Source organism: Brevundimonas sediminis (assembly GCF_048799765.1).
Classification (GTDB): Bacteria; Pseudomonadota; Alphaproteobacteria; order Caulobacterales; family Caulobacteraceae; genus Brevundimonas.
Genome location: NZ_JBLYQK010000003.1, coordinates 55,684 through 78,904 on the forward strand (window position 1 = coordinate 55,684; position 23,221 = coordinate 78,904).

At 67.4% G+C, this 23,221-nt stretch carries 29 protein-coding genes; 18 read left to right on the plus strand and 11 right to left on the minus strand.

Annotation, left to right across the window (positions count from 1 at the left end):
* Positions 1–27: 27 nt before the first annotated feature.
* A complete protein-coding gene (locus ACLQ7T_RS02900) occupies positions 28–777 on the plus strand; it encodes an SDR family NAD(P)-dependent oxidoreductase (RefSeq protein WP_420478053.1) in 750 nt (249 codons plus the stop codon).
* Between the two features lie 63 nt (positions 778–840).
* Here ACLQ7T_RS02900 and ACLQ7T_RS02905 read toward each other — a convergent pair whose 3' ends face one another.
* Positions 841–1,467, minus strand: a complete 627-nt coding sequence (locus ACLQ7T_RS02905; RefSeq protein ID WP_420478054.1) for a 3D domain-containing protein — start codon at positions 1,465–1,467, stop codon at positions 841–843.
* Positions 1,468–1,686: 219 nt separating this feature from the next.
* On the opposite strand from ACLQ7T_RS02905, the gene ACLQ7T_RS02910 reads away from it, so the two are divergent.
* Positions 1,687–2,271 (plus strand): glutathione S-transferase family protein, encoded by a 585-nt coding sequence (locus ACLQ7T_RS02910; protein WP_420478165.1) that lies wholly within the window; start codon positions 1,687–1,689, stop codon positions 2,269–2,271.
* Positions 2,272–2,277: 6 nt separating this feature from the next.
* On the opposite strand, the gene ACLQ7T_RS02915 is transcribed toward ACLQ7T_RS02910, so the two are convergent.
* Positions 2,278–3,300 (minus strand): M28 family metallopeptidase, encoded by a 1,023-nt coding sequence (locus ACLQ7T_RS02915; protein ID WP_420478055.1) that lies wholly within the window; start codon positions 3,298–3,300, stop codon positions 2,278–2,280.
* A 134-nt stretch (positions 3,301–3,434) separates the two neighbouring features.
* On the opposite strand from ACLQ7T_RS02915, the gene ACLQ7T_RS02920 reads away from it, so the two are divergent.
* From ACLQ7T_RS02920 to ACLQ7T_RS02935, 4 genes are all read left to right on the plus strand, one after another.
* Positions 3,435–4,463, plus strand: coding sequence for a S1/P1 Nuclease (locus ACLQ7T_RS02920; RefSeq protein ID WP_420478056.1), 1,029 nt, complete (start codon positions 3,435–3,437; stop codon positions 4,461–4,463).
* Positions 4,464–4,505: 42 nt separating this feature from the next.
* A complete protein-coding gene (locus ACLQ7T_RS02925) occupies positions 4,506–5,279 on the plus strand; it encodes an RNA methyltransferase (RefSeq protein WP_420478057.1) in 774 nt (257 codons plus the stop codon).
* Positions 5,276–5,599: a YnfA family protein gene (locus tag ACLQ7T_RS02930; protein WP_420478058.1), complete on the plus strand. Its 324-nt coding sequence runs from the start codon at positions 5,276–5,278 to the stop codon at positions 5,597–5,599. The genes ACLQ7T_RS02925 and ACLQ7T_RS02930 overlap by 4 nt, the downstream gene beginning before the upstream one ends.
* 212 nt (positions 5,600–5,811) lie before the next feature.
* The gene (locus ACLQ7T_RS02935; RefSeq protein ID WP_420478059.1) at positions 5,812–6,384 is read left to right on the plus strand and encodes a manganese efflux pump MntP; all 573 of its coding nucleotides are present in this window, start codon (positions 5,812–5,814) and stop codon (positions 6,382–6,384) included.
* On the opposite strand, the gene ACLQ7T_RS02940 is transcribed toward ACLQ7T_RS02935, so the two are convergent.
* Complete coding sequence (locus ACLQ7T_RS02940) at positions 6,381–7,091, minus strand: NAD-dependent deacylase (RefSeq protein ID WP_420478060.1); 711 nt, start codon at positions 7,089–7,091, stop codon at positions 6,381–6,383. The genes ACLQ7T_RS02935 and ACLQ7T_RS02940 overlap by 4 nt on opposite strands.
* Positions 7,088–7,990, minus strand: coding sequence for a LysR family transcriptional regulator (locus ACLQ7T_RS02945; protein ID WP_420478061.1), 903 nt, complete (start codon positions 7,988–7,990; stop codon positions 7,088–7,090). Before ACLQ7T_RS02945 ends, ACLQ7T_RS02940 begins: the two co-directional genes overlap by 4 nt.
* Positions 7,991–8,154: 164 nt before the next feature.
* Between ACLQ7T_RS02945 and ACLQ7T_RS02950 the strand changes: the two genes are divergently transcribed.
* The 4 genes from ACLQ7T_RS02950 to ACLQ7T_RS02965 all read left to right on the plus strand — a co-directional run bounded on the left by ACLQ7T_RS02950 (position 8,155) and on the right by ACLQ7T_RS02965 (position 10,778).
* Entirely contained in the window at positions 8,155–9,261 is a 1,107-nt protein-coding gene (locus tag ACLQ7T_RS02950) for an S-(hydroxymethyl)glutathione dehydrogenase/class III alcohol dehydrogenase (RefSeq protein WP_420478062.1), read from the plus strand.
* 64 nt (positions 9,262–9,325) lie between these two features.
* The gene (locus ACLQ7T_RS02955; protein WP_420470880.1) at positions 9,326–9,709 is read left to right on the plus strand and encodes a VOC family protein; all 384 of its coding nucleotides are present in this window, start codon (positions 9,326–9,328) and stop codon (positions 9,707–9,709) included.
* Positions 9,710–9,717: 8 nt separating this feature from the next.
* Positions 9,718–10,551, plus strand: a complete 834-nt coding sequence (fghA, locus tag ACLQ7T_RS02960) for an S-formylglutathione hydrolase (RefSeq protein ID WP_420478063.1) — start codon at positions 9,718–9,720, stop codon at positions 10,549–10,551.
* Positions 10,552–10,553: 2 nt separating this feature from the next.
* Positions 10,554–10,778 carry a hypothetical protein gene (locus ACLQ7T_RS02965; RefSeq protein WP_420470878.1) on the plus strand — a complete coding sequence of 75 codons (225 nt, stop codon included), beginning with the start codon at positions 10,554–10,556 and terminating at the stop codon, positions 10,776–10,778.
* Here ACLQ7T_RS02965 and ACLQ7T_RS02970 read toward each other — a convergent pair.
* Complete coding sequence (locus ACLQ7T_RS02970; RefSeq protein WP_420478064.1) at positions 10,775–11,110, minus strand: hypothetical protein; 336 nt, start codon at positions 11,108–11,110, stop codon at positions 10,775–10,777. The genes ACLQ7T_RS02965 and ACLQ7T_RS02970 overlap by 4 nt on opposite strands.
* A 162-nt stretch (positions 11,111–11,272) precedes the next feature.
* On the opposite strand from ACLQ7T_RS02970, the gene ACLQ7T_RS02975 reads away from it, so the two are divergent.
* The 8 genes from ACLQ7T_RS02975 (at position 11,273) to ACLQ7T_RS03010 (ending at position 19,541) form a co-directional block, all read left to right on the plus strand.
* Positions 11,273–11,884: a superoxide dismutase gene (locus ACLQ7T_RS02975; protein ID WP_141625962.1), complete on the plus strand. Its 612-nt coding sequence runs from the start codon at positions 11,273–11,275 to the stop codon at positions 11,882–11,884.
* A gap of 117 nt (positions 11,885–12,001) precedes the next feature.
* Positions 12,002–13,576 carry a GH39 family glycosyl hydrolase gene (locus ACLQ7T_RS02980; RefSeq protein ID WP_420478065.1) on the plus strand — a complete coding sequence of 525 codons (1,575 nt, stop codon included), beginning with the start codon at positions 12,002–12,004 and terminating at the stop codon, positions 13,574–13,576.
* Between the two features lies 1 nt (position 13,577).
* Positions 13,578–15,092 carry an alpha-N-arabinofuranosidase gene (locus ACLQ7T_RS02985; RefSeq protein ID WP_420478066.1) on the plus strand — a complete coding sequence of 505 codons (1,515 nt, stop codon included), beginning with the start codon at positions 13,578–13,580 and terminating at the stop codon, positions 15,090–15,092.
* Positions 15,093–15,197: 105 nt separating this feature from the next.
* On the plus strand, positions 15,198–17,537 hold the full coding sequence (locus ACLQ7T_RS02990) for a bifunctional diguanylate cyclase/phosphodiesterase (RefSeq protein ID WP_420478067.1): 2,340 nt from the start codon (positions 15,198–15,200) through the stop codon (positions 17,535–17,537).
* Between the two features lie 174 nt (positions 17,538–17,711).
* Positions 17,712–18,329 (plus strand): 30S ribosomal protein S4, encoded by a 618-nt coding sequence (rpsD, locus tag ACLQ7T_RS02995; RefSeq protein WP_141625964.1) that lies wholly within the window; start codon positions 17,712–17,714, stop codon positions 18,327–18,329.
* Between the two features lie 149 nt (positions 18,330–18,478).
* Complete coding sequence (locus ACLQ7T_RS03000; protein ID WP_420478068.1) at positions 18,479–18,865, plus strand: hypothetical protein; 387 nt, start codon at positions 18,479–18,481, stop codon at positions 18,863–18,865.
* 158 nt (positions 18,866–19,023) lie between these two features.
* The gene (locus tag ACLQ7T_RS03005; RefSeq protein ID WP_420478069.1) at positions 19,024–19,152 is read left to right on the plus strand and encodes a hypothetical protein; all 129 of its coding nucleotides are present in this window, start codon (positions 19,024–19,026) and stop codon (positions 19,150–19,152) included.
* Positions 19,149–19,541, plus strand: coding sequence for a hypothetical protein (locus tag ACLQ7T_RS03010; protein ID WP_420478070.1), 393 nt, complete (start codon positions 19,149–19,151; stop codon positions 19,539–19,541). Before ACLQ7T_RS03005 ends, ACLQ7T_RS03010 begins: the two co-directional genes overlap by 4 nt.
* Positions 19,542–19,580: 39 nt before the next feature.
* Here the strand turns inward: ACLQ7T_RS03010 and ACLQ7T_RS03015 are convergent, their stop codons facing one another.
* From ACLQ7T_RS03015 to ACLQ7T_RS03040, 6 genes are all read right to left on the minus strand, one after another.
* Positions 19,581–20,009 carry an acyl-CoA thioesterase gene (locus ACLQ7T_RS03015; RefSeq protein WP_420478071.1) on the minus strand — a complete coding sequence of 143 codons (429 nt, stop codon included), beginning with the start codon at positions 20,007–20,009 and terminating at the stop codon, positions 19,581–19,583.
* A complete protein-coding gene (grxD, locus tag ACLQ7T_RS03020; protein ID WP_420478072.1) occupies positions 20,009–20,362 on the minus strand; it encodes a Grx4 family monothiol glutaredoxin in 354 nt (117 codons plus the stop codon). Before grxD ends, ACLQ7T_RS03015 begins: the two co-directional genes overlap by 1 nt.
* A gap of 113 nt (positions 20,363–20,475) precedes the next feature.
* Positions 20,476–21,399, minus strand: a complete 924-nt coding sequence (locus ACLQ7T_RS03025; RefSeq protein WP_420478073.1) for an aldo-keto reductase family protein — start codon at positions 21,397–21,399, stop codon at positions 20,476–20,478.
* 3 nt (positions 21,400–21,402) lie between these two features.
* On the minus strand, positions 21,403–21,642 hold the full coding sequence (locus ACLQ7T_RS03030; RefSeq protein ID WP_420478074.1) for a BolA family protein: 240 nt from the start codon (positions 21,640–21,642) through the stop codon (positions 21,403–21,405).
* Between the two features lie 57 nt (positions 21,643–21,699).
* Positions 21,700–22,218 carry a GNAT family N-acetyltransferase gene (locus tag ACLQ7T_RS03035; RefSeq protein ID WP_420478075.1) on the minus strand — a complete coding sequence of 173 codons (519 nt, stop codon included), beginning with the start codon at positions 22,216–22,218 and terminating at the stop codon, positions 21,700–21,702.
* Positions 22,215–23,207 carry a glycosylasparaginase gene (locus ACLQ7T_RS03040; RefSeq protein WP_420478076.1) on the minus strand — a complete coding sequence of 331 codons (993 nt, stop codon included), beginning with the start codon at positions 23,205–23,207 and terminating at the stop codon, positions 22,215–22,217. The genes ACLQ7T_RS03035 and ACLQ7T_RS03040 overlap by 4 nt, the downstream gene beginning before the upstream one ends.
* Positions 23,208–23,221 lie beyond the last annotated feature (14 nt).

A 23,221-nucleotide genomic window follows, 5' to 3' on the forward strand; every position in this document is an offset into this window, starting at 1 on the left:
ACGGCTCCATTACAGAGGAGCTTAGCGATGGAACTCAGGGATCAGGCGATCATCGTGACGGGCGGCGCCAGCGGGATCGGCCGCGAGGCCTGTCTGGCGTTGGCCAAGAAAGGCGCGAACCTGATCGTCGCCGACTTCAACCTTGAGGGCGCCGGGGCGGTGGCGACCGAAGTTCAGGCGCTGGGCGTCAAGGCCTTCGCCTACAAGGTCGATGTGTCCAAGGCCGAGCAGATCGAGGCCTTGGTCGATTTCGCGGTCGAGAAGCTGGGCACGCTGAACGGCATGTTCAACAACGCCGGGATCGGGCTGGTGAAGCCGTTCCTGGAGATGGACCCGGCCTCGTATCTGAAGGTCATCGAGGTCGATCAGCACAGCGTCTATTACGGCCTGTACTACGGCGCGAAGAAGATGGTGGAACTGGGCGCCAAGGGTACGTTCGTGAACACAGCCTCGATCTATGGCTCGATCGCCGCGCGGGGCAGCTTCAACTACAACGCCGCCAAGGCGGCCGTGGTGTCCATGAGCCGGTCGGGTGCGCTCGAACTGGCCGAGCACGGCATCCGGGTTGTCGGCGTCGCGCCGGGCTTCATCGACACGCCGATCCTGGGGGAAGATGACAGCGTGAAGGCGCCGCTGGCCGCGCAACACATGCACAACCGTCTGATCCAGCCTGAAAAGGTGGCCAGTGTGGTGGCCTTCCTGTTCACCGACGCCGCCTCCGCCATCAACGGAGCCACGGTGCCGGTGGATGACGGCTTCCTGGCCTTCAAGGTCTGAGCAAAGAAAAACCCCGGCTCCTGAGAGCCGGGGTTTGATGTCTTGTGGGTTGTCGCTCGCGACCTAGTTCGCGACGCCCGTGGCGCGCGGCGCGGCGGCGGCCATCAGCGGCGCATTGCGGCTGGGGGTGTCGTCCCAGTCCGGCGGGCAGCCGTCGAAGCGCCCGGCGTCTGCGATCGTCAGGGTGCGCATGTTCAGGCGCATGGCCTGCCGCATCGAACCGCGGCCGTGGCCGGTGTACAGATCGACCTTCTGTCCCTTGATGGCGCCGCCGGTGTCGGAGGCGTACCAGTAGCCGTCGTGGACGGTGCCATCGGCCAGACGCAGCCCGACCGTCTCGCGGATAAACAGGACGCTGCGGCGGGGGATGTAGCGCGGATCGACCGCGACCGTGCGCATGGCGACCGGACGGCAGCCGAGGCTGTCGTTGCCCGTCGCGCCGCCGCCACCCGCATGATACAGGCGCGCCGAGGCGCTCCAGCGGGCGTCGCCGTCCATCAGGGCCTGTTGTTCAGAGGTCAGTTCGACCACAGCGCCGTCATTGGAACCTTCGTCCGTCAGACCGGTTTGCTCCGAGCCCCACGACTGCGCCGAAGCCGCTTCGTAGGTGACCGGTTCACCGATGACGCCCGCCTGCGCGGGGAAGGTGATCGCCCAGATGAGGGCGACTGCGGCGGTGGCGCCGAACATGAGCAGGCTCGCGGAATCACCGGCCCCGTACGCGTCCGGCGAGCGGCTTTTCGTTTCCAATTGTGTCAAAAGGCGGGCCTGACAAATCTGCTGCGACCACCTGTCCGGATGAGCGGTGGATAAGCAGGGCTTCTGCATGGTCAAGCGGAGCTGCGGTTGGCTGGCGCTGACAAGTCTGTAAGCTGTATTCGCAGATCAACAACTCTTTGCTGGCACGAGATGCTTACTGTCTACGGAGATATTCGTTCGGGCAACTGTTTGAAGGTCAAGTGGTTGCTCGACTGGCTGGGGCGTGATTATCATTGGATCGAAACCGATGTCACATCGGGTGTGACGCGATCTCCACAGTTTTTGGCCCTGAACCCCGCCGGACAGACGCCGACGATTGTATTGGAGGACGGACGGCCGCTGGCGCAGTCCAACGCCATACTTGTCCACATGGGCGAGGGGACGGGCCTGATACCGATGGACGGCTATGACCGGGCCAGGATGTTCGAATGGCTTTTCTGGGAGCAGTACAGCCATGAGCCCTGCATCGCCGTGGTACGTTTCCAGCGCGCCATCGCCGGGCGGGCGGCGGAGGACATCGATCCCCGGCTGATCGAGAAGGGTTATGCGGCGCTGGCGCGTATGGAGGCCGGGCTGGCGGGGCGCGACTGGCTGGCGGGTGAAGCGGTGTCGCTGGCCGATCTGGCGCTGGTGGCCTACACCCGCGTGGCGCATGAGGGCGATTTCGACCTGACCGCCTGTCCGAAGGTCAGGGCCTGGGTGGGGCGGGTCGAACAGGCGTTCGGCATCCGCTAGCCGCTGCTACTGCGGCTGCCGCGGAACAGGTCGGCCGCCCTCAACCCATTCCGGCCTGAAGTCACCCGTCGCCATCCAGCGGATCGGCTCGACCAGCGACTGGATCGCCCGGGTCATGAAGGGGAAGTCCAAGTTTTCGATCGTATCGTCGGCGGTGTGGTAGTTCGGGATCGTGGCCCAGCCGGAGATGGTGTGGGCGACCACGCCCTGCAGGGCCAGTTGGTAGTTGTCCGACCGCTCGAAGAAATGCTGGTCCGGATAGATGTCGGGCGCGATCAGGGCGCCGCGGTCCTTCAGCGTCGGGCCGAAGTTGGAGCGCTCGAAGCCGGTCATCATCATGATACCGTCGGGCATGTTGGGATCCTGCTGGCCGATCATCTCGATCTCGAGATTGGCGACGATGCTGCTGATCGGCACCGGAGGGTTGCGGGCGAACCACAGGGAGCCGAGCAGGCCCATCTCCTCCGCGCCGTAGCAGACGAACAGGATGGAGCGTTTCGGCTGCTCGCCCGCCGCGAGGGTGCGGGCCAGCTCCAGCACGGCGGCGACGCCCGAGGCGTCGTCATTGGCGCCGTGCATGATGACGCCGTCGCGGACGCCCAGATGGTCGAGGTGGGCCGAGATCATCAGCACGCCGGCCTCGGGGTCCGAGCCCTGCAGCCAGCCGATGGCGTTGGTGGTGATCCGGTCGGCGCCTTCGGGCGAGACCACGTCCCAACGCGCGCGGCGGCCCGGGGCGGTCGGTTCGCGACGGACGACGCCGGCGGTCTGGAGATAGCCGGTCATTCCGGGCGCGGGCTTAAGGCCGTATTCGGCGAACCGGGCGGCGACATAGGCGGCGGCGACCGCCTCGTCCGGGGTGGCGCTGCCGCGACCGCGCAGGGCGTCGCCCGCCAGGAAGGCCTCGTGCGCCTCGATGCGGGCCTGCTCGACCGGCAGGTGGCGGGGCGCCGGGGCGGCGGTCTGGGCCTGGACGGAGGAGGCGAGGGCCGTGGCAGCCACGGCGATGAGCAGGGAACGTTTGAACACGGGACACCTCCTGAACGGGACGCGCAGGGTTAGGGGTCTCGCGCCGATCCGGTCAAGCTGTGACGAAGACTCCGCTGGACCTGACGCCGAGGCCCATTTAACCCGCTGAGCCTCCACTGTCCGGATCCTGTCCCATGAAGCGTTTCGCCCTCGCCGCCGCCGCCGTCTGCGTGGTGGCCGCCGTCGCCGTCCCTGCCGCCGTTCAGGCCTGGGGCAATACCGGACACCGGCTGATCGGCGTCGCCGCCGTGCGGGGCCTGCCGGAAGAGATGCCGGCCTTCCTGCGGACGCCCGCCGCCGCCGCCGATGTCGGCGAACTGGCCCGCGAGCCGGATCGCTGGAAGGGCGGCGGTCAGCCCCACGACCGCGAACGGGACACGGCCCACTTCGTCGATCTGGATGACAACGGCTTCGTCTTCAATGCTTCGGGCCCGTCGGTGGACGCCCTGCCGCGCCTGAAGTCGGAGTATGACGCGGCCCTGACCCGCGCGGGTCTGGATGTCGATGATGCGGGCTATCTGCCCTATGCGATCTGGGACGCCTACCAGAACCTGGTGCGGGACTTCGCCTACTGGCGGGTGCTGAACGCCCAGGAAGCGCGTGAAACCGACGAGATGAAGAAAGCCTGGTATCGGGTGGACCGGGAGCGCCGCGAGGCCCTGATCCTGCGCGACATGGGGGTGCTGGGCCACTACATCGGCGACGGCTCGCAACCGCACCACACGACCATCCACTACAACGGCTGGGACCGGAACACGCCGAATCCGGAAGGCTTCACGACCTCGCGTCAGACCCACGGCATGTTCGAGGGCGCCTTCACCGCCCGTGTCGCCCGTCTGGACGCCATCGAGGCGGCCATGGCCGCGCCGCAGCTGGACGGTTTCGACCTGCGCGCCCGCGTGCCGGCGTACCTGCGCCAGACCCTGTCGCAGGTGACGCCTTTCTACCGTCTGGAGAAGGCCGGTGGCTTCGCGGACGGCGACCGTCGCGGCGCTGAGTTCACCATTGCCCGTCTGGCGGCGGGGGCCTCGGAACTGCGGGACTTCTACATCCTGGCCTGGCGCGACTCGGCTGACGACAACATCGGCTGGCCTGCCGTGAAGGTGGCCGAGGTCGAGGCCGGGACGGCCGATCCCTGGCTGGCGATGCACGGCGAGGACTGATCTCGTCTTTCGCTGACTGATCGGGAGGGGTAGGGACGGGCCATGTCCGACCTGACTCCTCCTGTCGTCATCCTCGATCGTTCCCAGCTGGCCGACAATATCGGCGCTGTTGCGCGGGTGATGGCCAATTTCGGCCTGTCCGAGCTGCGCCTCGTCAGCCCGCGCGACGGCTGGCCGCAGGACCGCGCCTGGGCGACGGCGTCGGGCGCCGACTGGGTGCTGGACGGGGTGAAGGTGTTCGACACCGTGGCGGAGGCCATCGCCGACCTGAACACCGTCTTCTCGACCACCGCCCGCCCGCGCGAGACCCGGATGCCGGTGCGCACCCCGCGCGAGTCCGCCCGCATCCTGTACGACGACACCGCCTCGGGTCTGAAGACCGGCCTGCTGTTCGGCGGCGAGCGCGCCGGGCTGGAGACGACCGACATCGCCCTGACCAGCGGCATCACCACCATTCCCATCGACCCCAGGCACCATTCGCTGAACCTGGCGCAGGCGGTGGCGATCAACGCCTATGAGTGGCGGACCCTGATCCTCGACGCCCCGCCGCCGCGCTTCCGCGATCAGGCGCCGCCAGCCTCCAATGATCTGCTGGTCGGGATGTACGAGCATCTGGAGAACGAGCTGGAGGCCGGCGGGTTCTTCTATCCGCCGGAGAAGAAGCGCTCGATGAGCCAGAACCTGCGCGTCATGCTGGGCCGCGCGGCTTTCAGCGAGCAGGAGGTCGCGACCTTCCGGGGCGTGATCCACGCCCTGTCGAAGGGGCGCGGACGCCTGCTGGCCAAGATGGCGGCGAAGACGGACGGCGGCGAGTGAAGCTGCTGCTTGTCTATCCGCTGGCGGCGCTGGCGGAGATCGCGGGCTGTTTCGCCTTCTGGGCCTGGTTGAAGCTGGACCGGTCGCCGTGGTGGCTGGTTCCCGGCGCAGCCTGCCTGATCGCCTTTGCCTGGCTGCTGACCCTGGTGCCGACCGATGCGGCGGGGCGGGCCTTCGCGGCCTATGGCGGGGTCTATATCTGCGCCTCCCTGATCTGGATGGCGCTGGTGGAGAAGAGCCCGCCGGACCGCTGGGATATGATCGGCGGCGCGGTGTGTCTGATCGGCGCAGGCGTGATCCTTTTCGGCCCGCGCGGTTGATCCGCGGGGGCGTCTCCTGTAGACGCCGCCCCGTTGGGGAGTAGCCGCCGGCGCCCATTCAAAGGCCGGGTTCGCGTCAACATACTCGTGGCTTCAGGGCCCGTGGCGCGATCAGCGGACCTCGTGTCCGCCTGGCGAGACCAGCGTGCCTTGCGCGTCCCTGTCGGCGGGAGCGTGAGCGCGCTGTCTCATGCGTCCGGCGGATTCTGTTCATGACCCCTCTCTCTATCGCCGTGCTGTCCGTCAGCATGTCCACCGACGCCTTCGCGGCCGCGGTCGGCCGTGGCGCGGCGCACCGGCCCCCTGTCGCCACCGCCGTGCGCAACGGTCTGGTCTTCGGCGTGATCGAGGCCATCACGCCTCTGATCGGCTGGGGGCTGGGCATGATCGCCGCCGGGCTGGTCGAGCAGGTCGACCACTGGATCGCCTTCGGCCTGCTGGGCGCGGTCGGGGCCAAGATGCTGTGGGAAGCGTTCCAGCCGGTCGATGAGGATGACGACGGTTCGCGCGCCGCCCGCAACGGCGCACTGGCCCTGATCGCCACCGCCATCGGCACCAGCATCGATGCGGCCGCGGTCGGCGTCGGACTGGCCTTCATCGGGGCGAACATCTGGGTGATCGCCCTGTCGATCGGCTTCACCACCTTCGTCTTCACCACCATCGGCATGCTGATCGGCAAGGCCGTCGGCGCCCGCTTCGGCAAGATCGCCGAGTTCCTGGGCGGCGTGGCGCTGATTGTGATCGGCGCCTCGATCTTGGCCGAGCACATGGGGTGGCTGGGCTAACCCTTCAGCAGCCTGTCCACAAAGGCGGGCACGGTCTCGGTGGCCGGGCCGTAGATGACCTCGTCGAACCGGCGCGAGCCCTGCGTCGGTTCGAGATTGATCTCCACGGTCCGGGCCCGGGCGCGGCGGGCGTCCTGCACGAAGCCCGCCGCCGGATAGACCGCGCCCGAGGTGCCGATGGAGACGAACAGGTCGGCGTTGGCGATCGCCGCGTCGATCAAGGGCATGTCCAGCGGCATCTCGCCGAACCAGACGATGTGCGGGCGCAACCAGCCGTCGGGGCTGAACGGGCTGTCGTGGCGCGGGTCCAGATCGCCGTGGCAGTCGATGACCCGGCCCGTAGCGGTGCAGTGCGCCTTCAGCAGTTCGCCGTGCATGTGGATCAACTGGAAGCCCGGCGCGGGCGGGACCAGCGCATGGGCGCGGTCGTGCAGGTCGTCGACGTTCTGGGTGACCAGCAGGAAGTCGCCCTCCCACCGCGCGGCCAGTTCGGCCAAGGCGTGGTGGGCCAGGTTGGGCTCGACCTCGGCCAGCAGGCGGCGGCGGCGGTTGTAGAAGTCCTGCACGAGAGCCGGATCGGCCGCGAAGCCCTCGGGCGTGGCGACCTCCTCGATCCGGTGGCCCTCCCACAGCCCGTCGCTGGCCCGGAAGGTCGGCACGCCGCTCTCGGCCGAAATGCCGGCGCCGGTGAGGATGACGAGGTTCATGGCTGGGCCTCGGGGAGGGTGGTCGATGTCGCCAGACTTTCCCGAAGATGGTCGATCATCAAGCGGACCTTGGGCGGCGCATGGCGGCGGTGAGGATAGACGGCCCAGACGCCTTCGTCGGGCGGGCGGTGGTCGGGGAGCAGGGCGACGAGGGCGCCGGTGCGCAGCGGTTCGGTGACGTAGAAGTCCGGCAACTGGCACAGGCCGAGCCCCTGAAGGGCTGCATCCAGAACCGCCGCGCCGGAGTTGCAGCGCCAGCGGCCTTGCGGACGCAGGGTGGTCTCGCGGCCGCCTTCGGTGAAACGCCAGTGCTCGGATGAACCGGTCAGCAGGTCGTGGGCCGGGAGCTCGGACAGGGCGCGGGGCGCGCCCCGACGGGCGAGGTAGTCCGGGCTGGCGCAGAGGATCAGGCGGCGGGAGGCCAGCTTGCGCGCGATCAGGCGGGAGTCCGTCAGGTGGCCGAAGCGGACGGCCAGATCGTAGCCGTCGCCGACGAGGTCGCGCAGGCGGTTGTCGAGATCCAGCTCGATGGATAGTTCGGGATGGGCGCGGGCGAAGCGGTTGACGGCGGGAGCGACGAAGCGCTCGCCGTAGGACACCGAACAGGTCATCCGCAGCAGGCCGCGCGGGGCGCTGTCGTCCGGCTGGACGGCGGCCAGGGCCTCATCCCGCTCGTCGATCAGGCGGCGGCAGCGGTCAAGGAAGTCGCGTCCCGCGTCGGTCAGTTCGACCCGGCGGGTGGTGCGGTTCAGCAGGCGGGTCTGCAGCCGGTCCTCCAGTTTCGCGATCTCGCGGCTGACGGCGGAGGTGGACAGGCCGAGGCGTTTGGCGGCGGCCGAGAAGCTGGCCTGCTCCGCCACGGCGGTGAATTCGTCGATCCCGTCCCAGCGACTGCTCATGCGGAAGATGCAGCATGATTGTCCCGTATTGGCAATAATGTTTTGCGTTTGTCGCCGTTTCGTCTCTGCGCGCTCAGGCCTAGAAGGGCGGCACAGATCAGTTTCCCCTCAAGCAGCGCGCCGCCGCGCGGCAAGCGATAGGGGCCTCCGGAGGACCTTGGATCATGAAAACCCGCGCCGCCGTCGCCTTCGAGGCCAAACGTCCGCTTGAGATCGTCGAGGTCGATCTGGAAGGCCCGCGCGCCGGCGAAGTGCTGGTCGAGATCAAGGCCACCGGCATCTGCCACACCGACGCCTATACGCTGGACGGTCTGGACTCCGAGGGCATCTTCCCGAGCATCCTGGGCCATGAGGGCGCGGGCGTGGTGGTGGAAGTCGGGCCGGGCGTGACCTCTGTCGAGGTCGGCGATCACGTGATCCCGCTGTACACGCCGGAGTGCCGCCAGTGTAAGTCGTGCCTCAGCCGCAAGACCAACCTGTGCACCTCGATCCGGGGCACGCAGGGGAAGGGGCTGATGCCCGACGGCACCTCGCGCTTCAGCTACAAGGGGCAGGCCATCGCCCACTACATGGGCTGCTCGACCTTCTCGAACTACACCGTCCTGCCCGAGATCGCCCTGGCCAAGATCCGCAAGGACGCGCCCTTCGACAAGGCCTGCTACGTCGGCTGCGGCGTGACCACGGGCGTCGGCGCGGTGGTCAACTCGGCCAAGGTCGAGCCGGGCGCCAATGCGGTGGTCTTCGGTCTGGGCGGCATCGGCCTGAATGTCATCCAGGGCCTGAAGATGGTCGGCGCCGACATGATCATCGGTGTGGACATCAACGGCGACAAGGAAGAGTGGGGCCGTCGCTTCGGCATGACCCACTTCGTCAATCCGAAGAACGTCAGCGATGTGGTCGCCCATCTGGTCGAGCTGACCGGCGGCGGCGCGGACTACACCTTCGACTGCACCGGCAACACCGTGGTCATGCGTCAGGCGCTGGAAGCCTGCCACCGCGGCTGGGGCGAGAGCATCATCATCGGCGTGGCCGAGGCGGGCAAGGAGATCGCCACCCGGCCGTTCCAGCTGGTCACCGGCCGCGTCTGGAAGGGCTCGGCCTTCGGCGGCGCCCGCGGCCGCACCGACACGCCGAAGATCGTCGACTGGTACATGGACGGGAAGATCGAAATCGACCCGATGATCACCCACACCTTCGGTCTGGAAGACATCAACAAGGCCTTCGACCTGATGCACGAGGGCAAGAGCATCCGGTCGGTGGTGGTGTTCTGACCCAAGAGGGTTGCTGAAAGCAACGGACCTGTGCGAGATCAGGTCACCTTGAGGGAGGAAGCACATGTTCACACACATCACCGTCGGCGCGAATGACATCGAGGCGTCGCGGAAATTCTATGATGCGGCGCTCGGCGCCCTGGGCATCGGCCCGGGGCAACCGGACGGCATGGGCCGCTACTGGTGGCGGACCGAGCGGGGCGCGTTCGCGGTCGGCAAGCCCATCGACGGCGACCCGGCCTGCCACGCCAACGGCGGCACCATCGGCTTCGGCGCGCGTGATGCGGAAGCGGTGAAGGCCTTCCACGACGCCGGCGTCGAGGCGGGCGGCACGTCGATCGAGGACCCGCCCGGCGAGCGCAAGGGCCCGTTCGGCGCCTTGTACCTGTCCTATCTGCGCGATCCGTCGGGCAACAAGATCTGCGCCCTGCACCGCCCGAAGACCTGAGAGACCGAATGGAAACGACGAAGACCCACACCGTCCACGGCGGCACGCTGCGCTATCTGAAACACGACAGCGCGGTGACCGGCACGCCGATGACCCTGTCGGTCTTCGTCCCCGGCGGCGAAGGGCCGTTCCCGGTGCTGATCTGGCTGTCGGGCCTGACCTGCACCGAGGACAATTTCACCACCAAGGCCGGAGCCTATGCCGCCGCCGCCGCGCATGGGGTGATCATCGTGGCCCCCGACACCTCGCCGCGGGGCGAGGGCGTCGCCGACGATCCCGCCTATGACCTCGGTCAGGGCGCGGGCTTCTATGTGGATGCGACCCGGACGCCCTGGGCCCCGCACTTCCGCATGGAGAGCTATGTCACGGGTGAGCTGATCGATCTGATCGACCGCGAGTTCCCGACCACCAGGGTCTGCTCCATCTCGGGCCATTCGATGGGCGGGCACGGGGCGCTGACCCTGGCCCTGCGCCATCCGGACCTGTTCCGCTCGGTCTCGGCCTTCGCGCCGATCAGTTCGCCGACCCGCTGCCCGTGGGGCGAGAAGGCGTTCACCGCCTATCTGGGCGAGGACCGGACGGCGTGGGCGAACCACGATGCGGCCCTGCTGCTCGAGGGCGGCGCAGCCAGGGGCGTCTATGACGACATCCTGGTCGATCAGGGCGACGCGGACAGCTTCCTTGTGGAGCAACTCAAGCCGGAACTGCTGATCGCGGCGGGCGAGGCGAGTGGTCAGAAGGTGACGGTGCGGATGCAGCCGGGCTATGATCATTCGTACTTCTTCATGGCCAGCTTTATCGCCGACCATGTCGCCTTCCACGCCGCCCGCCTGAAAGCCTGACCATGAGTGACGACCGGTACGACGCGATGTTCGCGGCCCTGTGCAGCGAGGTCGGTTTCTGCCTGCATGACAAGGGTCAGAAGCGGGTGATCGCGGCCCTGCCGGAAGGGCTGGACGCGGCGACCAAGGTCGCCTTCGCGGCGGCGGGCGTGGACTACCTCAACGCGCTGGGCGACCACCGCCGGGCGGTGCGCGACTGCATGAAGGCGAACCTGCCGAAGGCCTAGCCCTTTGGTCCGCGCCGGTGGTCCCTGTCCCGGCGATCGTCACGATCACGCCGGCCATGATCCCGATCCCTGTGCCGGCCATGGTCGCGGTCGGGGGCGACATAGACCGGTGTGACATAGACCGGCTGGTTGACGGCATAGGCGGGGACACAGTGCTGTCGCACGATGCCGTAGGAGTCGGTGTACCAGGTGCAGACCGGCTCGTTGGCGAGGTCGTAGGCGGCCTGGTCCAGCCCCTGCGCCACCGCGTCCCAGAAGGCAGGGTCGCTGCTGCAGCCGGACAAGCCGAGACCCGTTGCGCCGATCAGGCAAAGCCGTTTGAAGCCCCGCATCGTCCTGTCTCCCTCTCCAAGCTTGACGGGACTTACTGTCATGCAGCCTTTGAGGGGCCGCAACGTTCAAAACCTGACAAAAACCGCCCGCCGAGCCTTTGGCGGAGCGTCCGGAAGCCCTACATCCGGTCCAGAATCAAACCGCCTGACAGGAGTCTCTCCATGGCCTTCACCCTTCCGCCCCTGCCGTACGCCTACGACGCCCTGGAGCCGGCGATCGACAAGGAGACGATGACCTTCCACCACGACAAGCATCACCAGACCTACGTCGACAACCTGAACAAGGCCGTGGACGCCGACGCCTCGCTGCAGGGCAAGTCGCTGGAGGAGCTGTTCGCGACCATGTCGAAGCTGCCGAAGGCTGTCCGCAACAACGGCGGCGGTCACTGGAACCACAGCCTGTTCTGGGAACTGCTCGCGCCGCAGGGCCAGACCGGCGAACCGTCGGCTGAACTGGCCGCCAAGATCGACGCCGAACTGGGCGGTCTGGACAAGTTCAAGGCTGACTTCGACGCCGCCGGCGCCGGTCAATTCGGCTCGGGCTGGGCCTGGTTGATCCTCCAGGACGGCAAGCTGAAGGTCACCTCGACGCCGAACCAGGACAACCCGCTGATGGATGTGGCCGACGAGAAGGGCGCGGTCCTGCTGGCCGCCGACGTGTGGGAGCACGCCTATTACCTGAAGTATCAGAACCGCCGGGTCGACTACCTGAAGGCCTTCTGGTCGGTGGTGAACTGGAACAAGGTCAACGAACTGTACGAAGCCGCCAAGTAAGGCCGGTCCGACAGTCGGAACCCCGGAAAGGCGCCGTAGCGATGCGGCGCCTTTCTTGTGTTTGTGATTGTTAGCGCTAACATCGCTCCCAACGAACAAATCGCCGGGGAGCGAGACATGGGAAGCTGGGCGAAGCACGTGGGGCGTGCGGCGGCGGTGGCCGTTTGCGGACTTCTGCTGACGGGCGGGGCGGCGTCTGCGCAGAGCCGGACCATTCTGGCCGATGCGGGCGCCGAAAGCCGTCCGCGCGACCGGATGGCGGACTTCTCTGTCGGCGCCGACTATCCGGCCGTGACCGGGCGCGAGGATGCGCTGGCCCAGTTGCGGATCGCGCGCGAGGAACTGGGTTTCCGCTACATCCGCTTCCACGCCATCTTCCATGACGACATGGGCGTTTATCGCGAGGTGGACGGTCGGCCGGTCTACGACTTCAGCAAGGTCGACGCCCTGTACGACCGCTTCCTGTCGATGGGGATCAAGCCGTTCGTGGAACTGGGCTTCACTCCGCACGACATGCGGACGTCGGACCAGACGATCTTCTACTGGAAGGGCAATACCTCCCATCCGCAGCCGGAGAAGTGGGACGCCCTGGTCGACGCCTTCGTACGCCACCTGATCGCGCGCTACGGCGTGGAGGAGGTGCGGACCTGGTTCTTCGAGGTCTGGAATGAACCCAACCTGGACGGCTTCTGGGAGCGGGCCGATCAGGCGGCCTATTTCGACCTGTATGTGCGCACGGCGCGGGTGATCAAGGCGATCGATCCGGCCCTGCCCGTCGGCGGTCCGTCCACGGCGGGTGCGGCCTGGGTGCCGGAGTTGCTGGCCTATGCGCGAGTCCATGACGCGCCGGTCGATTTCGTGACCACCCATACCTACGGCGTGGACGGCGGCTTTCTTGATGAAAACGGGGAGGGCGACAACAAGCTGTCGCCGAACCCGGAGGCGGTGATCGGTGACGTCCGGAAGGTCCGAGCGCAGATCGAGGCCTCGGCGACACCGGGACTGCCGCTGTATTTCACCGAGTGGAGCACCAGCTACAACCCGCGTGACCCGGTGCACGACAGCCATCTGAGCGCCTCCTACATCCTGAGCCGGCTCAAGCCGCTGGAAGGCGTGGCGCAGGGGATGAGCTACTGGACCTACTCCGACCTGTTCGAGGAGCCCGGGCCTCAAACCCGGCCTTTCGACGGAGGGTTCGGGCTGATGACCCCGCAGGGCGTCCGCAAGCCATCGTGGTTCGCCTACAAATATCTTGCCCGGCTGGGCGACCGCGAGTTGGCCAACACCGACGCGCAGAGCATTGTGACGCTGGATGACGGCGTGCTGCAGGTTCTGGCCTGGCACTATGAAGCGCCGGATCAGCCGGTGAGCAACCGTCCCTACTTCCGCGCTGTCCAGCCCGCTCGGGAACTGGAGCCGTTGGTCATCGAGGCGCGGGGTCTGGCGGCGGGCGCCTATCGGGTCGAGATCCGTCGCGTCGGTTTCCGCAGCAACGACGCCTACACCGCCTATCTGGAGATGGGGCGGCCCGAAGCCCTGTCCGGGGCGCAACTGGCGCATCTTCAGGCCCTGACCGGCGATACCCCGGAGGTGAGGGCCGTGACCGTCGGGGCGGATGGACTGGCGCGTCTCGAACTGCCCATGAGGGCCTATGATGTCGTGTTGGCCGAGTTCGCGCCGACGGGGCGTTGACATGAGAGTTCGGTCTCTCGCCGCCCTCGTCGTCGCCGTTTCGCTTGTGGGGACGACGGCCGCCGCCGACGTGCGCGGCGTGGTGCGGCTGGATCAGCCCGGCGCGACGGTGAATCCGGACGTGTACGGCCAGTTCATGGAGCAGTTGGGCAGCGGAATCACCGGCGGGGTCTGGGTCGGCGAAAGCTCGGAGATCGCGAACACGCGCGGCTTCCGCAATGATGTGATCGACGCCCTCAAAGCACTGGAGGTTCCGGTCGTGCGCTGGCCGGGCGGTTGTTACGCGGACATCTACCACTGGCGGAACGGGATCGGCGCGCGGTCTGCCCGGCCGGTGACCCTGAACCGGTGGTGGGGCGGCAGTCCCGAGGACAACGCCTTCGGAACCCATGAATTCTTCGATTTCGCAGAACTGATCGGCGCGAAAACCTATCTCAGCCTCAACATGGGAAGCGGGACGCCCGCGGAGGCGGCGGACTGGGTTGAGTACATCACTTCGGACGGTGACTCGACGCTGGCCCAGGAGCGTCGGGCGAATGGTCGGTCCCGGCCGTGGAAGATCGACTACCTGGGGCTGGGCAATGAGCCTTGGGGCTGTGGCGGGCGCATGCGGGCCAGCTACTATACGGACCTGATGCGGCAGTACGCCGGGTTCGTGGCTGCGCCCGGCACAGTAACTGTCGCGGCGGGCCCCAACGCCGAGGACTACGAGTGGACCCGGACCCTGATGCGGGACGGCAGGGACAGTTTCGACCAGTTGTCGCTGCACTATTATACGCTGCCAACCGGCGACTGGGCGCGCAAGGGTGCGGCCGTGGGGTTCAATACGACCGAATGGCGGTCCACTTTCGACCAGGCCTATCGGATCGAGGAAATGATCCGGGCCCATGACGCGATCATGGATGAATACGATCCCGAGGGACGGATCGGGCTGGCGATTGATGAGTGGGGGGCCTGGTATGATCCGACGCCCGGGACGACCGCAGGTCACCTGCAGCAGCAGAACTCGCTGAGGGACGCCCTGCTCGCGGCGGTTCATTTCAATATTTTCCACCGGCACGCTGACCGGGTGAGGATGACCAACGTCGCCCAGATGGTGAACGTGCTGCAGGCGCTCATCCTGACCGACGGGCCGCGCATGACACTGACGCCGACCTATCACGCCTTCATGCTGTACAAGCCGTTTCGCAATGCGACCGTCGTGCCGGTCGAACTCGAGGGGACCGGCGGCGCGCGTCTTGACGTGGCCGCCGCGCGGGGAGGCGACGGGCAGTTGTACATCGCCGTCGTGAACCTCAATCCGGATCACCCCGAGGGCCTTGCGTTGGAGTTGGATGGAGGAGCGCTATCCCGGGTCACCGGGCAGGTGCTGACCGCTTCCAGAACAGACGCGCACAACGCCCCTGAATACCCGGAGGCTGTGACGCCCAACGCTTTCAATGGTGGACGCCTGGCCGGTCGAACGCTGACAGCGCAGGTGCCTGCGAAGGCCCTTGTCGTCCTGACCGTGCGATAGTCGGACCGTCGGATTCACCACCTGCTAACCGTGACCGTGGGGCGATGGTTAAGAGGTGGGCCTCTAGGGCAGGGGGCCGACCCTCCTCCCCCGAGTTCGTTCAGTATGCGCGTCCTGACCTGCCTGACCGAGGATCATAACCTGCTCCTCGTCGCCCTCGCCGCTTTGATCTGCGTGGTCGGCTCCGTTGTCCTGAACCGCTTGTTCGACAAGACCCGCCGAAGCTCGGCGCGGGCGCGGCTGCCATGGCTGTTCCTGGGCGCGATGGCGGGCGGGGCGACGATCTGGTGCACCCATTTCGTCGCCATGCTGGCCTACCAGCCCGGCGTGGAGGTGGCCTATGCGCCGGTCCTGACCGGCTTGTCGCTGCTGGTCGCGATGGTCGCCTGCGGTCTGGCCATCGGCCTCGGTGCGATGCGGTTCCGCCATGCCGCACCGGTCGGCGGCGCCGTGTTCGGCCTGGGCGTGACCGCGATGCATTACATCGGCATGTCGGCGTTCACCGCAGACGCCCTGGTGATCTGGGCGCCGGCCTATGTGATCGCTTCGGTGATTGCGGCCGTGGCCGGCGGCGCGGCGGCCTTCCATATCGCGACGGATGACCGTCCGTGGCGCCGCCCCGTCCTGGCGCCCCTGCTGCTGGTCCTGACGATCGTGGCCCTGCATTTCACGGGCATGGGCGCCCTGACGGTGATGCCCCTCGCGCCGAGCGCGGATGCGACCCTGCTGAGTGATGCGGACGCGCTGCTCGCCGCCAGCGTGGCCGCCATCGGCTTCCTGATCCTGGGCACGGCCGTGGCGAGCTACGCGCTTGAGGAACAGACCGAGCGACTGTCGCGTGACCGGCTGAGCGCGCTCATCGAAGGCAGCGTGGACGGCATGGTGGTCGTTGCGGACGGCAAGGTGCGTCTGGCCAATCACGCCTTCACCGAACTGTGCGGCGTGCAGGAGGGGCGGACGATCGGCTCGCCCATCGAGGACTGGATCGAGGATGTCGTCTCCCTGCAACCCGGCCTGTTGATGCAGAGCCGAGTGCGGGCCCGTGACGGCGCGCCGGTGCCGGTCGAGATCGCCGTTCGCGAGGAAACGACCGGGGCGAAGGGGGCGGCGGTGTACATCTATGCCGTGCGGGATCTGCGGTCGCGCCTGGCGCAGGAGCGGCGTATCGCCCATCTGGCGCGTAACGACAGCCTGACCGGATTGCCGAACCGCACCTCCTTCCTGGAGAAGCTGGAACGACTGGCGACGAACGCCCACGGCTTTGCCTTGCTGGCGATCGACCTGGACCGCTTCAAGGAGGTCAATGACCTGTACGGCCACGCTGTCGGCGACAGGTTGCTGGCGCACGTGGCGGACCATCTGAAAGCGGCGACGCGTGAGGGTGAATTCGTGGCGCGGCTGGGCGGCGATGAGTTCGTGGCGCTGATCCCCATCGTGGAGCGGATGGACGCCCATGCGGCCGCCGAGCGCCTCCGGCAGGCGATCTCGACGCCGCTGGAGGCTGAACATGCCGAGTTGCAATGCGGTTCGTCGATCGGGATCGCGCTGTGGCCGGACGACGCCACGGAGCCGTCGGTCCTGATCAATGACGCCGACCTGGCCATGTACCGGGCCAAGAGTTCGCTCACGACGGACATCTGCTTCTACGAAGGCGCGATGGACGAGGCGGTGCGCCAGCGCCGCCGCATCACCCTGGGCCTTCGCGATGCGCTGGAGAACGACCGTTTCGAGCTGCACTATCAGTTGCAGGCGTCGGTCGAGACCGGCGACGTCACCGGCTTTGAGGCCCTTCTCCGCTGGAGGCAGGAGGATGGAAGTTACATTTCGCCCGCGGACTTCATTCCGCTGGCCGAGGAGACGGGCCTGATCCTGCCGATCGGGGAATGGGTTCTGCGGCGGGCCTGCGCCGAGGCGGCAGGCTGGGACAGGCCGCATCGGATCGCGGTGAACCTCTCGCCGGTCCAGCTGTCGCATGTCGATCTGCCGCGACTGGTGCACCAGATCCTGATCGAGACCGGACTGGCCCCGCACCGGCTGGAGCTGGAGATCACCGAGACGGCGATGATCTCGGACATGGAGCGGACGACCCACATCCTGCGCCAGCTGAAGCTTCTGGGCGTATCAGTCGCGATGGATGATTTCGGCACCGGTTATTCGTCCCTGTCGACGTTGAGGGCCTTCCCCTTCGACAAGATCAAGCTGGATCGCACATTCATGTCGGAGCTGGACGGCGGGCCGCAGTCCAAGGCGATCATCCGGGCCGTGCTGGCTCTGGGGGAGAGCCTCGATATCCCGATCCTCGCCGAGGGCGTCGAAACTCATGAGCAGTTGACCTTCCTGCGGGAGCAGGGCTGCGACGAGGTGCAGGGTTATCTGCTGGGCCGACCCCGAAGGGAGGCTGTCGACCGGACGTCGGTGGCCGACGACACGAGCAAGGTCGCCTGAGTCCGGGGAGCAGGGGCGACGTTGACTCTGCCCCTGTCCATGGGCATAAGCGCCGCCTTCGCGCGCCTGACTCCGTTCAGGGGCGGGATTTATGACGGACGATGCGTGGACCGCCGTTGGGATCGTCTCTCCAGTTGGGGAGGGACCGGGCCGCATCAACATAGAGAGTGACTTATGTCCAAGCGCCACAGCGCCAAGTACAAGATCGACCGCGCCATGGGTGAAAACCTGTGGGGCCGTTCGAAGTCCCCGGTTAACAAGCGCTCGTACGGCCCCGGCCAGCACGGTCAGCGCCGCAAGTCGAAAGTCTCGGACTTCGGCCTGCAGCTGAAGGCCAAGCAGAAGCTGAAGGGCTACTACGGCAACATCACCGAGAAGCAGTTCGCCGCCACCTACGCCGAAGCGACCCGTCGCAAGGGCAACAGCTCGGAGAACCTGATCGGTCTGCTGGAATCGCGCCTGGACGCCATCGTCTACCGCGCCAAATTCGTCCCGACCGTCTGGGCCGCTCGCCAGTTCGTCAGCCACGGCCACGTGACCGTCGACGGCAAGAAGGTCGACATCGGTTCGTACCGCGTGAAGCCGGGCCAGGTGATCGAGGTCAAGGAAAAGTCGCGCAACATGGCTCTGGTGCTCGAAGCCCAGCAGTCGTCGGAGCGTGACATCCCGGACTACCTGGAAATCGGTGATCGCGGCTTCTCGGTCCGCTACGTCCGCGTGCCGGAACTGGCCGATGTGCCGTATCCGGTGAAGATGGAGCCGAACCTGGTCGTCGAATACTACTCGTCGTAATCGCGCAAGCGTCTGACGACATCGAAGTTGAGGGGCTTCGGAGCAATCCGGGGCCCCTTTTCTTTTGGATCAGGCCCTGTGGCGGTTCACTTTCGGGCCGAATAACGGCACACTGCGTGCGGGCTCGGGATCCGGCCGGGGAGAGCGACATGAAATCGATGATGACGCTCGCGTTCGTGCTGGCGGGCGCGGTCATGGTCACGGGGTGCGGGACTGTGCAGGGCTGGTTCGGCGACGAGCGGGCCTCTGTCGATCTGCCGGGACAGATCGAACCGATCCATGCGGTCGCCATCGCGCAGGACCAGGCCGTCTTCTGGGTCAGCTCCAACGGTTGCACCAGCAAGGCCGACCTGACGCCGGTGGTGCGTCGGGCCCGTAGCGAGTCGGTCATCACCCTGCGACGCATCCGGGAAGATCGCTGCGCCCAGGTGCAGCCGCAGGGCGTGGAAATGCGCTGGTCGTTCGAGGAGCTGGGCATCGCCCCGGGCGCCCGGGTCTCGGTCGAAAACCCCTACCAGATCACGCCCTCGGCCTGAACCGGGGCGCGGCCGCCTGTCGCCGCGGGCGCGCGGGTGAGCGCCGCCGGCCAAAGCTCCGCCTTGCCGATTGTTCACGTGTTTTCCGGAACGCCGGGCGGCAGACTGGCGGCAGCTTCACCATAGAAGCGCTCCCATGAACCGGAAGGGGATTTCCCATGCGCCGCCTCGCGCTTGTTCTCGCTCTCGCCATCGCCGCCCCGTCTCTGGGCGGCTGCATCATCATCGCCACCGACAAGCCGACCACCCGCGTCGTGCACCAGCCGCCTGCGGACGCCGGCGAATGATCCGCGCCCTGGTTGCGGCGGTCCTTTGCGCGCCGCTGCTCTCCGGCTGCGTGATCTACGCCAACGAGGGCGGTGAGGAGGACGTGGTGGTCCGCTGGTCGGCAGACCGCGCCGTGCCGTCGCTCGAGACTGTGCGGTCGGCCCGTGTCGAGGACAGTCGACTGATTGTCCGGGTCGAGTCCAACGGGTGCACGGACGCCAGTCACTTCGCCGTCGACCTGACGCCGGTGGATGATGGCGCGACCAACATCGTCCTGCGTCGTACGCATGAGGATCACTGCAAGGCCCTGGTCCCGGACGGGGTAGACGTCAGTTGGACCCTGGGCGAGTTGGGCGTGGAGCCCGGAACGCCGATGCGTTTGCTGAATCCGACGAGGCTCCAGGATTGAGCGAGGGCCGGACCGCGATGCGATCCGGCCCGCACGCCCTCAACGGGCCTGAAAGGCCGGCAGCATCTCGGCGGGAATGCGGTGGGGACGCATGCTCTTCGCGTCGACCAGCACCCATTCGGTGACGCCCTGGGCGCACAGGCGACCTTCGCCGTCCTCGATACGGACATATCGATTGAACCGGGGGCCCTGCGGGTCGCCGACCCAGGTCCGGGCGCGTACACCGACGGCGTCAGGCATCAGGGGGCGGAAATAGTCGATCTCGTGCCGGACGCCGACCCAGGACCACTTCGTCCGGGTCGCCTCGTCGAAGCTGGCGTTCCAGTGGGCCGTGCCCGCGTCCTGCAGCCAGCCGACGTAGACCACATTGTTCACGTGGCCGTTCTCGTCGATGTGCTCGGGACGAACCTCCAGCGGGAGGACGAAGATTTCGCGATCCTCGCGCGGCTCCAGCTGGGGGCGGGCCATCAGTCGTCCTGACCGAGGGCGACGCCCTTGTCGGCCATCAGAGATTGGAGCTCGCCGCTGTTGAACATCTCGCGCACGATGTCCGAACCTCCGACGAACTCGCCCTTCACATAGAGCTGGGGAATGGTCGGCCAGTCCGTGAAGGCCTTGATGCCTTCACGCAGGGCCTCATCCTGAAGGACGTCGACGCCGACGAACGACGCGCCGATGTGATCGAGGATCTGCACCGCCAGCGAGGAGAAGCCGCAACGGGGCGCATCCGGCGTCCCCTTCATGAACAGAACGACGTCGTGCTGGGCCACGGTATCGGCGATGAAGGCGTGGACGGGGTCGGCGACAGCTTGATCGGTCACGGGGAGGCCTTTCGATGAAGGCCGTCAGCTAGGGTCGGACGCGCCGGGGGTCAAGGGCGCGCGCCTCCCGGATGTGTCCGTGAACCGCTGCGCCATCCCCTCAAACGGGGTGGCTAGGCCGCCTTTGCGCCCGCCACGCGCGCCATCTCGATCTGCGCGGCGAGACCGGGCGGCAGGTCCCGGTCGGGAACCATGGCCAGGGTGTTCAGCCGCTCGACGTCCGGCGCGTCGATCAGGACGCTGGAGATCGCCGGATCGGTCAGGGCGTAGGCCAGGCAGATCGCCTCGGCCGTCCACGCGTTCGTCTGATGCAGGAAGGCGAAGGTCCCGACGCCGGCAAGAGGATCGTGCGGCTTTCGACCCTGCGACTTTCCGAACCCGAAGAAGCCGCGCTTCTCTTCATGGACTTCGGTGGCCTTCTTCATCGTGTCGAGGGCGTCCGGGAAATAGTCGTAGACGAAAATTCCCATGTCCCGCTCCCGGGCGTCACGCAGGCGCGACCGGATCTGCCACGGCGAGTTGACGTGATAGGGGGTGAAAAGGGCGTCGAAGGCTCCGGTGGAGACATAGGTGTCCATCACCTCGCTGTCGCCGGCGATACCCAGCAGGCGGATGCGCTGGGTCGCCCGGAGGGCCTTGAGTGCGTTCAGGGACGACTGGGGCAGCTCGTGGTCTTCTGGCTGGTCCAGAACCGCGAGATCGAACCAGCCCAGATTCGAGGCGTGCAGGGCGCGGTCGATGGCGCCGGTCATGCCTTCTGCGGAGAAGTCCCGGTTCGAACCGCGTCGCCCGTCCCCGGCGCCCAGCATGAGGGAGACCTGAACCAGCTTGCGGTCCACGTGGCGCAGGGCTTCGCCCAGGACCTCGGCCAGGACGGGATCGGCCGTGGTCAGGCGATAGCTGTTGATGCCCGCTTCCAGCGCCGAATAGATCAACTCGCGGCCCGCGTCCGGGCCGGCGGCGATATCCCGCGCCCCGAGGCTGAGGGTGACGACCGAGACAGCCTGTCCGGCGTGACCGAAGGGACGATAGCGCATCGGTCAGCCCTCCGCAGGAACCGAGGTTTCAAGGGCGAGGGCGTGCAGTTCCCCGCCCATCTTGCCCTTCAGGGCGGCGTAGACGAGCTGGTGCTGTTTCACCCGCGGCAGGCCCGCGAAGGCGGACGAGACAATACGGGCGCGGTAGTGGTCACCGTCGCCCGCCAGATCGTCGATGGCGATCTCGGCGTCGGGGAAGGCTTCGGTCAGATAGGCGCGAAGCGTTTCGACGGGCATGGGCATGGACGGACGCACTCCGGAGTTCGGTCCGGAGGATGCCGCGTAAACCTTAATGGCAGGCTACGCCGCGTGGCGCTCAAGCAGGATCACAGCCTCATTCCGGTAGAGGGTCTCGGCGTAAGGGGTGTAGCCGGCGCGCTTCGCCAGCGAATGGGAGGAGGCGTTGTCCGGGGCGATCATGCAGACCGTGCGCGGCGCGTTGAGCGTGTCGTCGGCCCAGGCGAGCGCGGCGGACAGCGCCTCGAAGGCCATGCCCTTGCCCTGGTGGCGGGGGGCGACGCCCCAGCCGAGCGCTGGCGCATCGAAAGGCGGGTCCATCAGGCGGCGCGCGTCGAAGATACCGACGCCGCCGACATAATCGCCGGTGGCGGTCTCGCGGATCGCCCAGTTGCCATGACCCAGCGCTTCCCAGTGGCCGATGTCGCGCAGCAGGCGGAACCAGACGTCCTCACTGGACATGGCCGTCGGGAAAATGGCGGTGGCGAAGGCGGGGTCGCCCCACAGGACCGTCAGGTCGGCATAGTCCGAGATCTGCACAGGCGTCAGGGTCAGCCGCTCGGTGATCAGGGTGGTGGTCATGCGGTGAACAGGGCCCCGGCGCGCTCGATCCGGGTCTGTCCCGCCGCGTCGGTCACGGCGTAGGTGAAGCCGGGTTGCAGGGCGAAGGCCCCGGCGCGGCCCTGTTTATCCAGCGCGAGGAGGGCGACCTGCGATGCCGCGACCCTCGTTCCGCGCAGGCGGGCCAGGCGTTCGATGACGGTGCGGCAGGCGGCGGTCGGGTCAAGGCCGTGGCGCAGGGCCTCGACGACCGAATGGGCGCCGGACACGCGGACGACATCCTCGCCCACGCCGGTCGCCGTGGCGCCGCCGACTTCATCATCGACATAGAGGCCCGCCCCGATCAGGGGGCTGTCGCCGACCCGACCCCGCATCTTGAAAGCCATGCCGGAGGTGGTGCAGGCGCCCGCTATCCGGTCATCGGCTCCAACGGCGACGAGACCGATGGTGTCGTGATTGCCGGGACCGCCGGGTATGGAGCGCCAGTCGGTGTTCTCGCTATTGATGCGCGGGGCGTATTCAGCGGTCTTCAGCCACTCGCGCCAGGCCGCCTCGGCGCGGGGCGTCAGCAGGTTCCGGGTCGGGAAACCCTGATCCACGGCGAAGGTCCGCGCGCCGGGTCCCACCAGCATGGTGTGGGGCGTCTTCTCCATGACCGCGCGCGCGACGGAGACGGCATGGACCACATCCTCCAGCGCGCAGACGGCGCCGATGTCGCCGGCCCATGTCATGACGCAGGCGTCCAGCGTCACATGGCCGTCGCGGTCGGGCAGGCCGCCGAGGCCGACGGACGAGTTGTCCTCATCCAGCTCCGCCACCTTGCCGCCGGCCTCGACCATGTCGAGGGCCGAGCCGCCAGCTTGACGCGCCGCCCAGCCGGCGGCGTTGGCGGCGGCGCCGAAGTCCCAGGTCGAGACCATGACGGCGGGGGCGGCGCCTTGCGCGACGGCGGAGGTGGCCAACGCGGCGACGGGGGCGGCGGCGAGAAGGGTGCGGCGTGTGGTGGTCATGACTTCCCCGGAAC

Coding starts and splice junctions, on each gene's coding strand:
- fghA (WP_420478063.1), top strand. CDS start 9,718: ATGGAAACGACGAAGACCCACACCGTCCACGGCGGCACGCTGCGCTAT.
- ACLQ7T_RS02900 (WP_420478053.1), top strand. CDS start 28: ATGGAACTCAGGGATCAGGCGATCATCGTGACGGGCGGCGCCAGCGGG.
- rpsD (WP_141625964.1), top strand. CDS start 17,712: ATGTCCAAGCGCCACAGCGCCAAGTACAAGATCGACCGCGCCATGGGT.
- ACLQ7T_RS03035 (WP_420478075.1), bottom strand. CDS start 22,218: ATGACCACCACCCTGATCACCGAGCGGCTGACCCTGACGCCTGTGCAG.
- ACLQ7T_RS02955 (WP_420470880.1), top strand. CDS start 9,326: ATGTTCACACACATCACCGTCGGCGCGAATGACATCGAGGCGTCGCGG.
- ACLQ7T_RS02985 (WP_420478066.1), top strand. CDS start 13,578: ATGAGAGTTCGGTCTCTCGCCGCCCTCGTCGTCGCCGTTTCGCTTGTG.
- ACLQ7T_RS03005 (WP_420478069.1), top strand. CDS start 19,024: ATGCGCCGCCTCGCGCTTGTTCTCGCTCTCGCCATCGCCGCCCCGTCT.
- ACLQ7T_RS03010 (WP_420478070.1), top strand. CDS start 19,149: ATGATCCGCGCCCTGGTTGCGGCGGTCCTTTGCGCGCCGCTGCTCTCC.
- ACLQ7T_RS02975 (WP_141625962.1), top strand. CDS start 11,273: ATGGCCTTCACCCTTCCGCCCCTGCCGTACGCCTACGACGCCCTGGAG.
- ACLQ7T_RS02940 (WP_420478060.1), bottom strand. CDS start 7,091: ATGAACCTCGTCATCCTCACCGGCGCCGGCATTTCGGCCGAGAGCGGC.
- ACLQ7T_RS02965 (WP_420470878.1), top strand. CDS start 10,554: ATGAGTGACGACCGGTACGACGCGATGTTCGCGGCCCTGTGCAGCGAG.
- ACLQ7T_RS03000 (WP_420478068.1), top strand. CDS start 18,479: ATGAAATCGATGATGACGCTCGCGTTCGTGCTGGCGGGCGCGGTCATG.
- ACLQ7T_RS02935 (WP_420478059.1), top strand. CDS start 5,812: ATGACCCCTCTCTCTATCGCCGTGCTGTCCGTCAGCATGTCCACCGAC.
- ACLQ7T_RS02910 (WP_420478165.1), top strand. CDS start 1,687: ATGCTTACTGTCTACGGAGATATTCGTTCGGGCAACTGTTTGAAGGTC.
- ACLQ7T_RS02925 (WP_420478057.1), top strand. CDS start 4,506: ATGTCCGACCTGACTCCTCCTGTCGTCATCCTCGATCGTTCCCAGCTG.
- ACLQ7T_RS03025 (WP_420478073.1), bottom strand. CDS start 21,399: ATGCGCTATCGTCCCTTCGGTCACGCCGGACAGGCTGTCTCGGTCGTC.
- ACLQ7T_RS02920 (WP_420478056.1), top strand. CDS start 3,435: ATGAAGCGTTTCGCCCTCGCCGCCGCCGCCGTCTGCGTGGTGGCCGCC.
- ACLQ7T_RS02980 (WP_420478065.1), top strand. CDS start 12,002: ATGGGAAGCTGGGCGAAGCACGTGGGGCGTGCGGCGGCGGTGGCCGTT.
- ACLQ7T_RS02970 (WP_420478064.1), bottom strand. CDS start 11,110: ATGCGGGGCTTCAAACGGCTTTGCCTGATCGGCGCAACGGGTCTCGGC.
- ACLQ7T_RS02905 (WP_420478054.1), bottom strand. CDS start 1,467: ATGTTCGGCGCCACCGCCGCAGTCGCCCTCATCTGGGCGATCACCTTC.
- ACLQ7T_RS02990 (WP_420478067.1), top strand. CDS start 15,198: ATGCGCGTCCTGACCTGCCTGACCGAGGATCATAACCTGCTCCTCGTC.
- ACLQ7T_RS03040 (WP_420478076.1), bottom strand. CDS start 23,207: ATGACCACCACACGCCGCACCCTTCTCGCCGCCGCCCCCGTCGCCGCG.
- ACLQ7T_RS03015 (WP_420478071.1), bottom strand. CDS start 20,009: ATGGCCCGCCCCCAGCTGGAGCCGCGCGAGGATCGCGAAATCTTCGTC.
- ACLQ7T_RS02950 (WP_420478062.1), top strand. CDS start 8,155: ATGAAAACCCGCGCCGCCGTCGCCTTCGAGGCCAAACGTCCGCTTGAG.
- ACLQ7T_RS03030 (WP_420478074.1), bottom strand. CDS start 21,642: ATGCCCATGCCCGTCGAAACGCTTCGCGCCTATCTGACCGAAGCCTTC.
- ACLQ7T_RS02945 (WP_420478061.1), bottom strand. CDS start 7,990: ATGAGCAGTCGCTGGGACGGGATCGACGAATTCACCGCCGTGGCGGAG.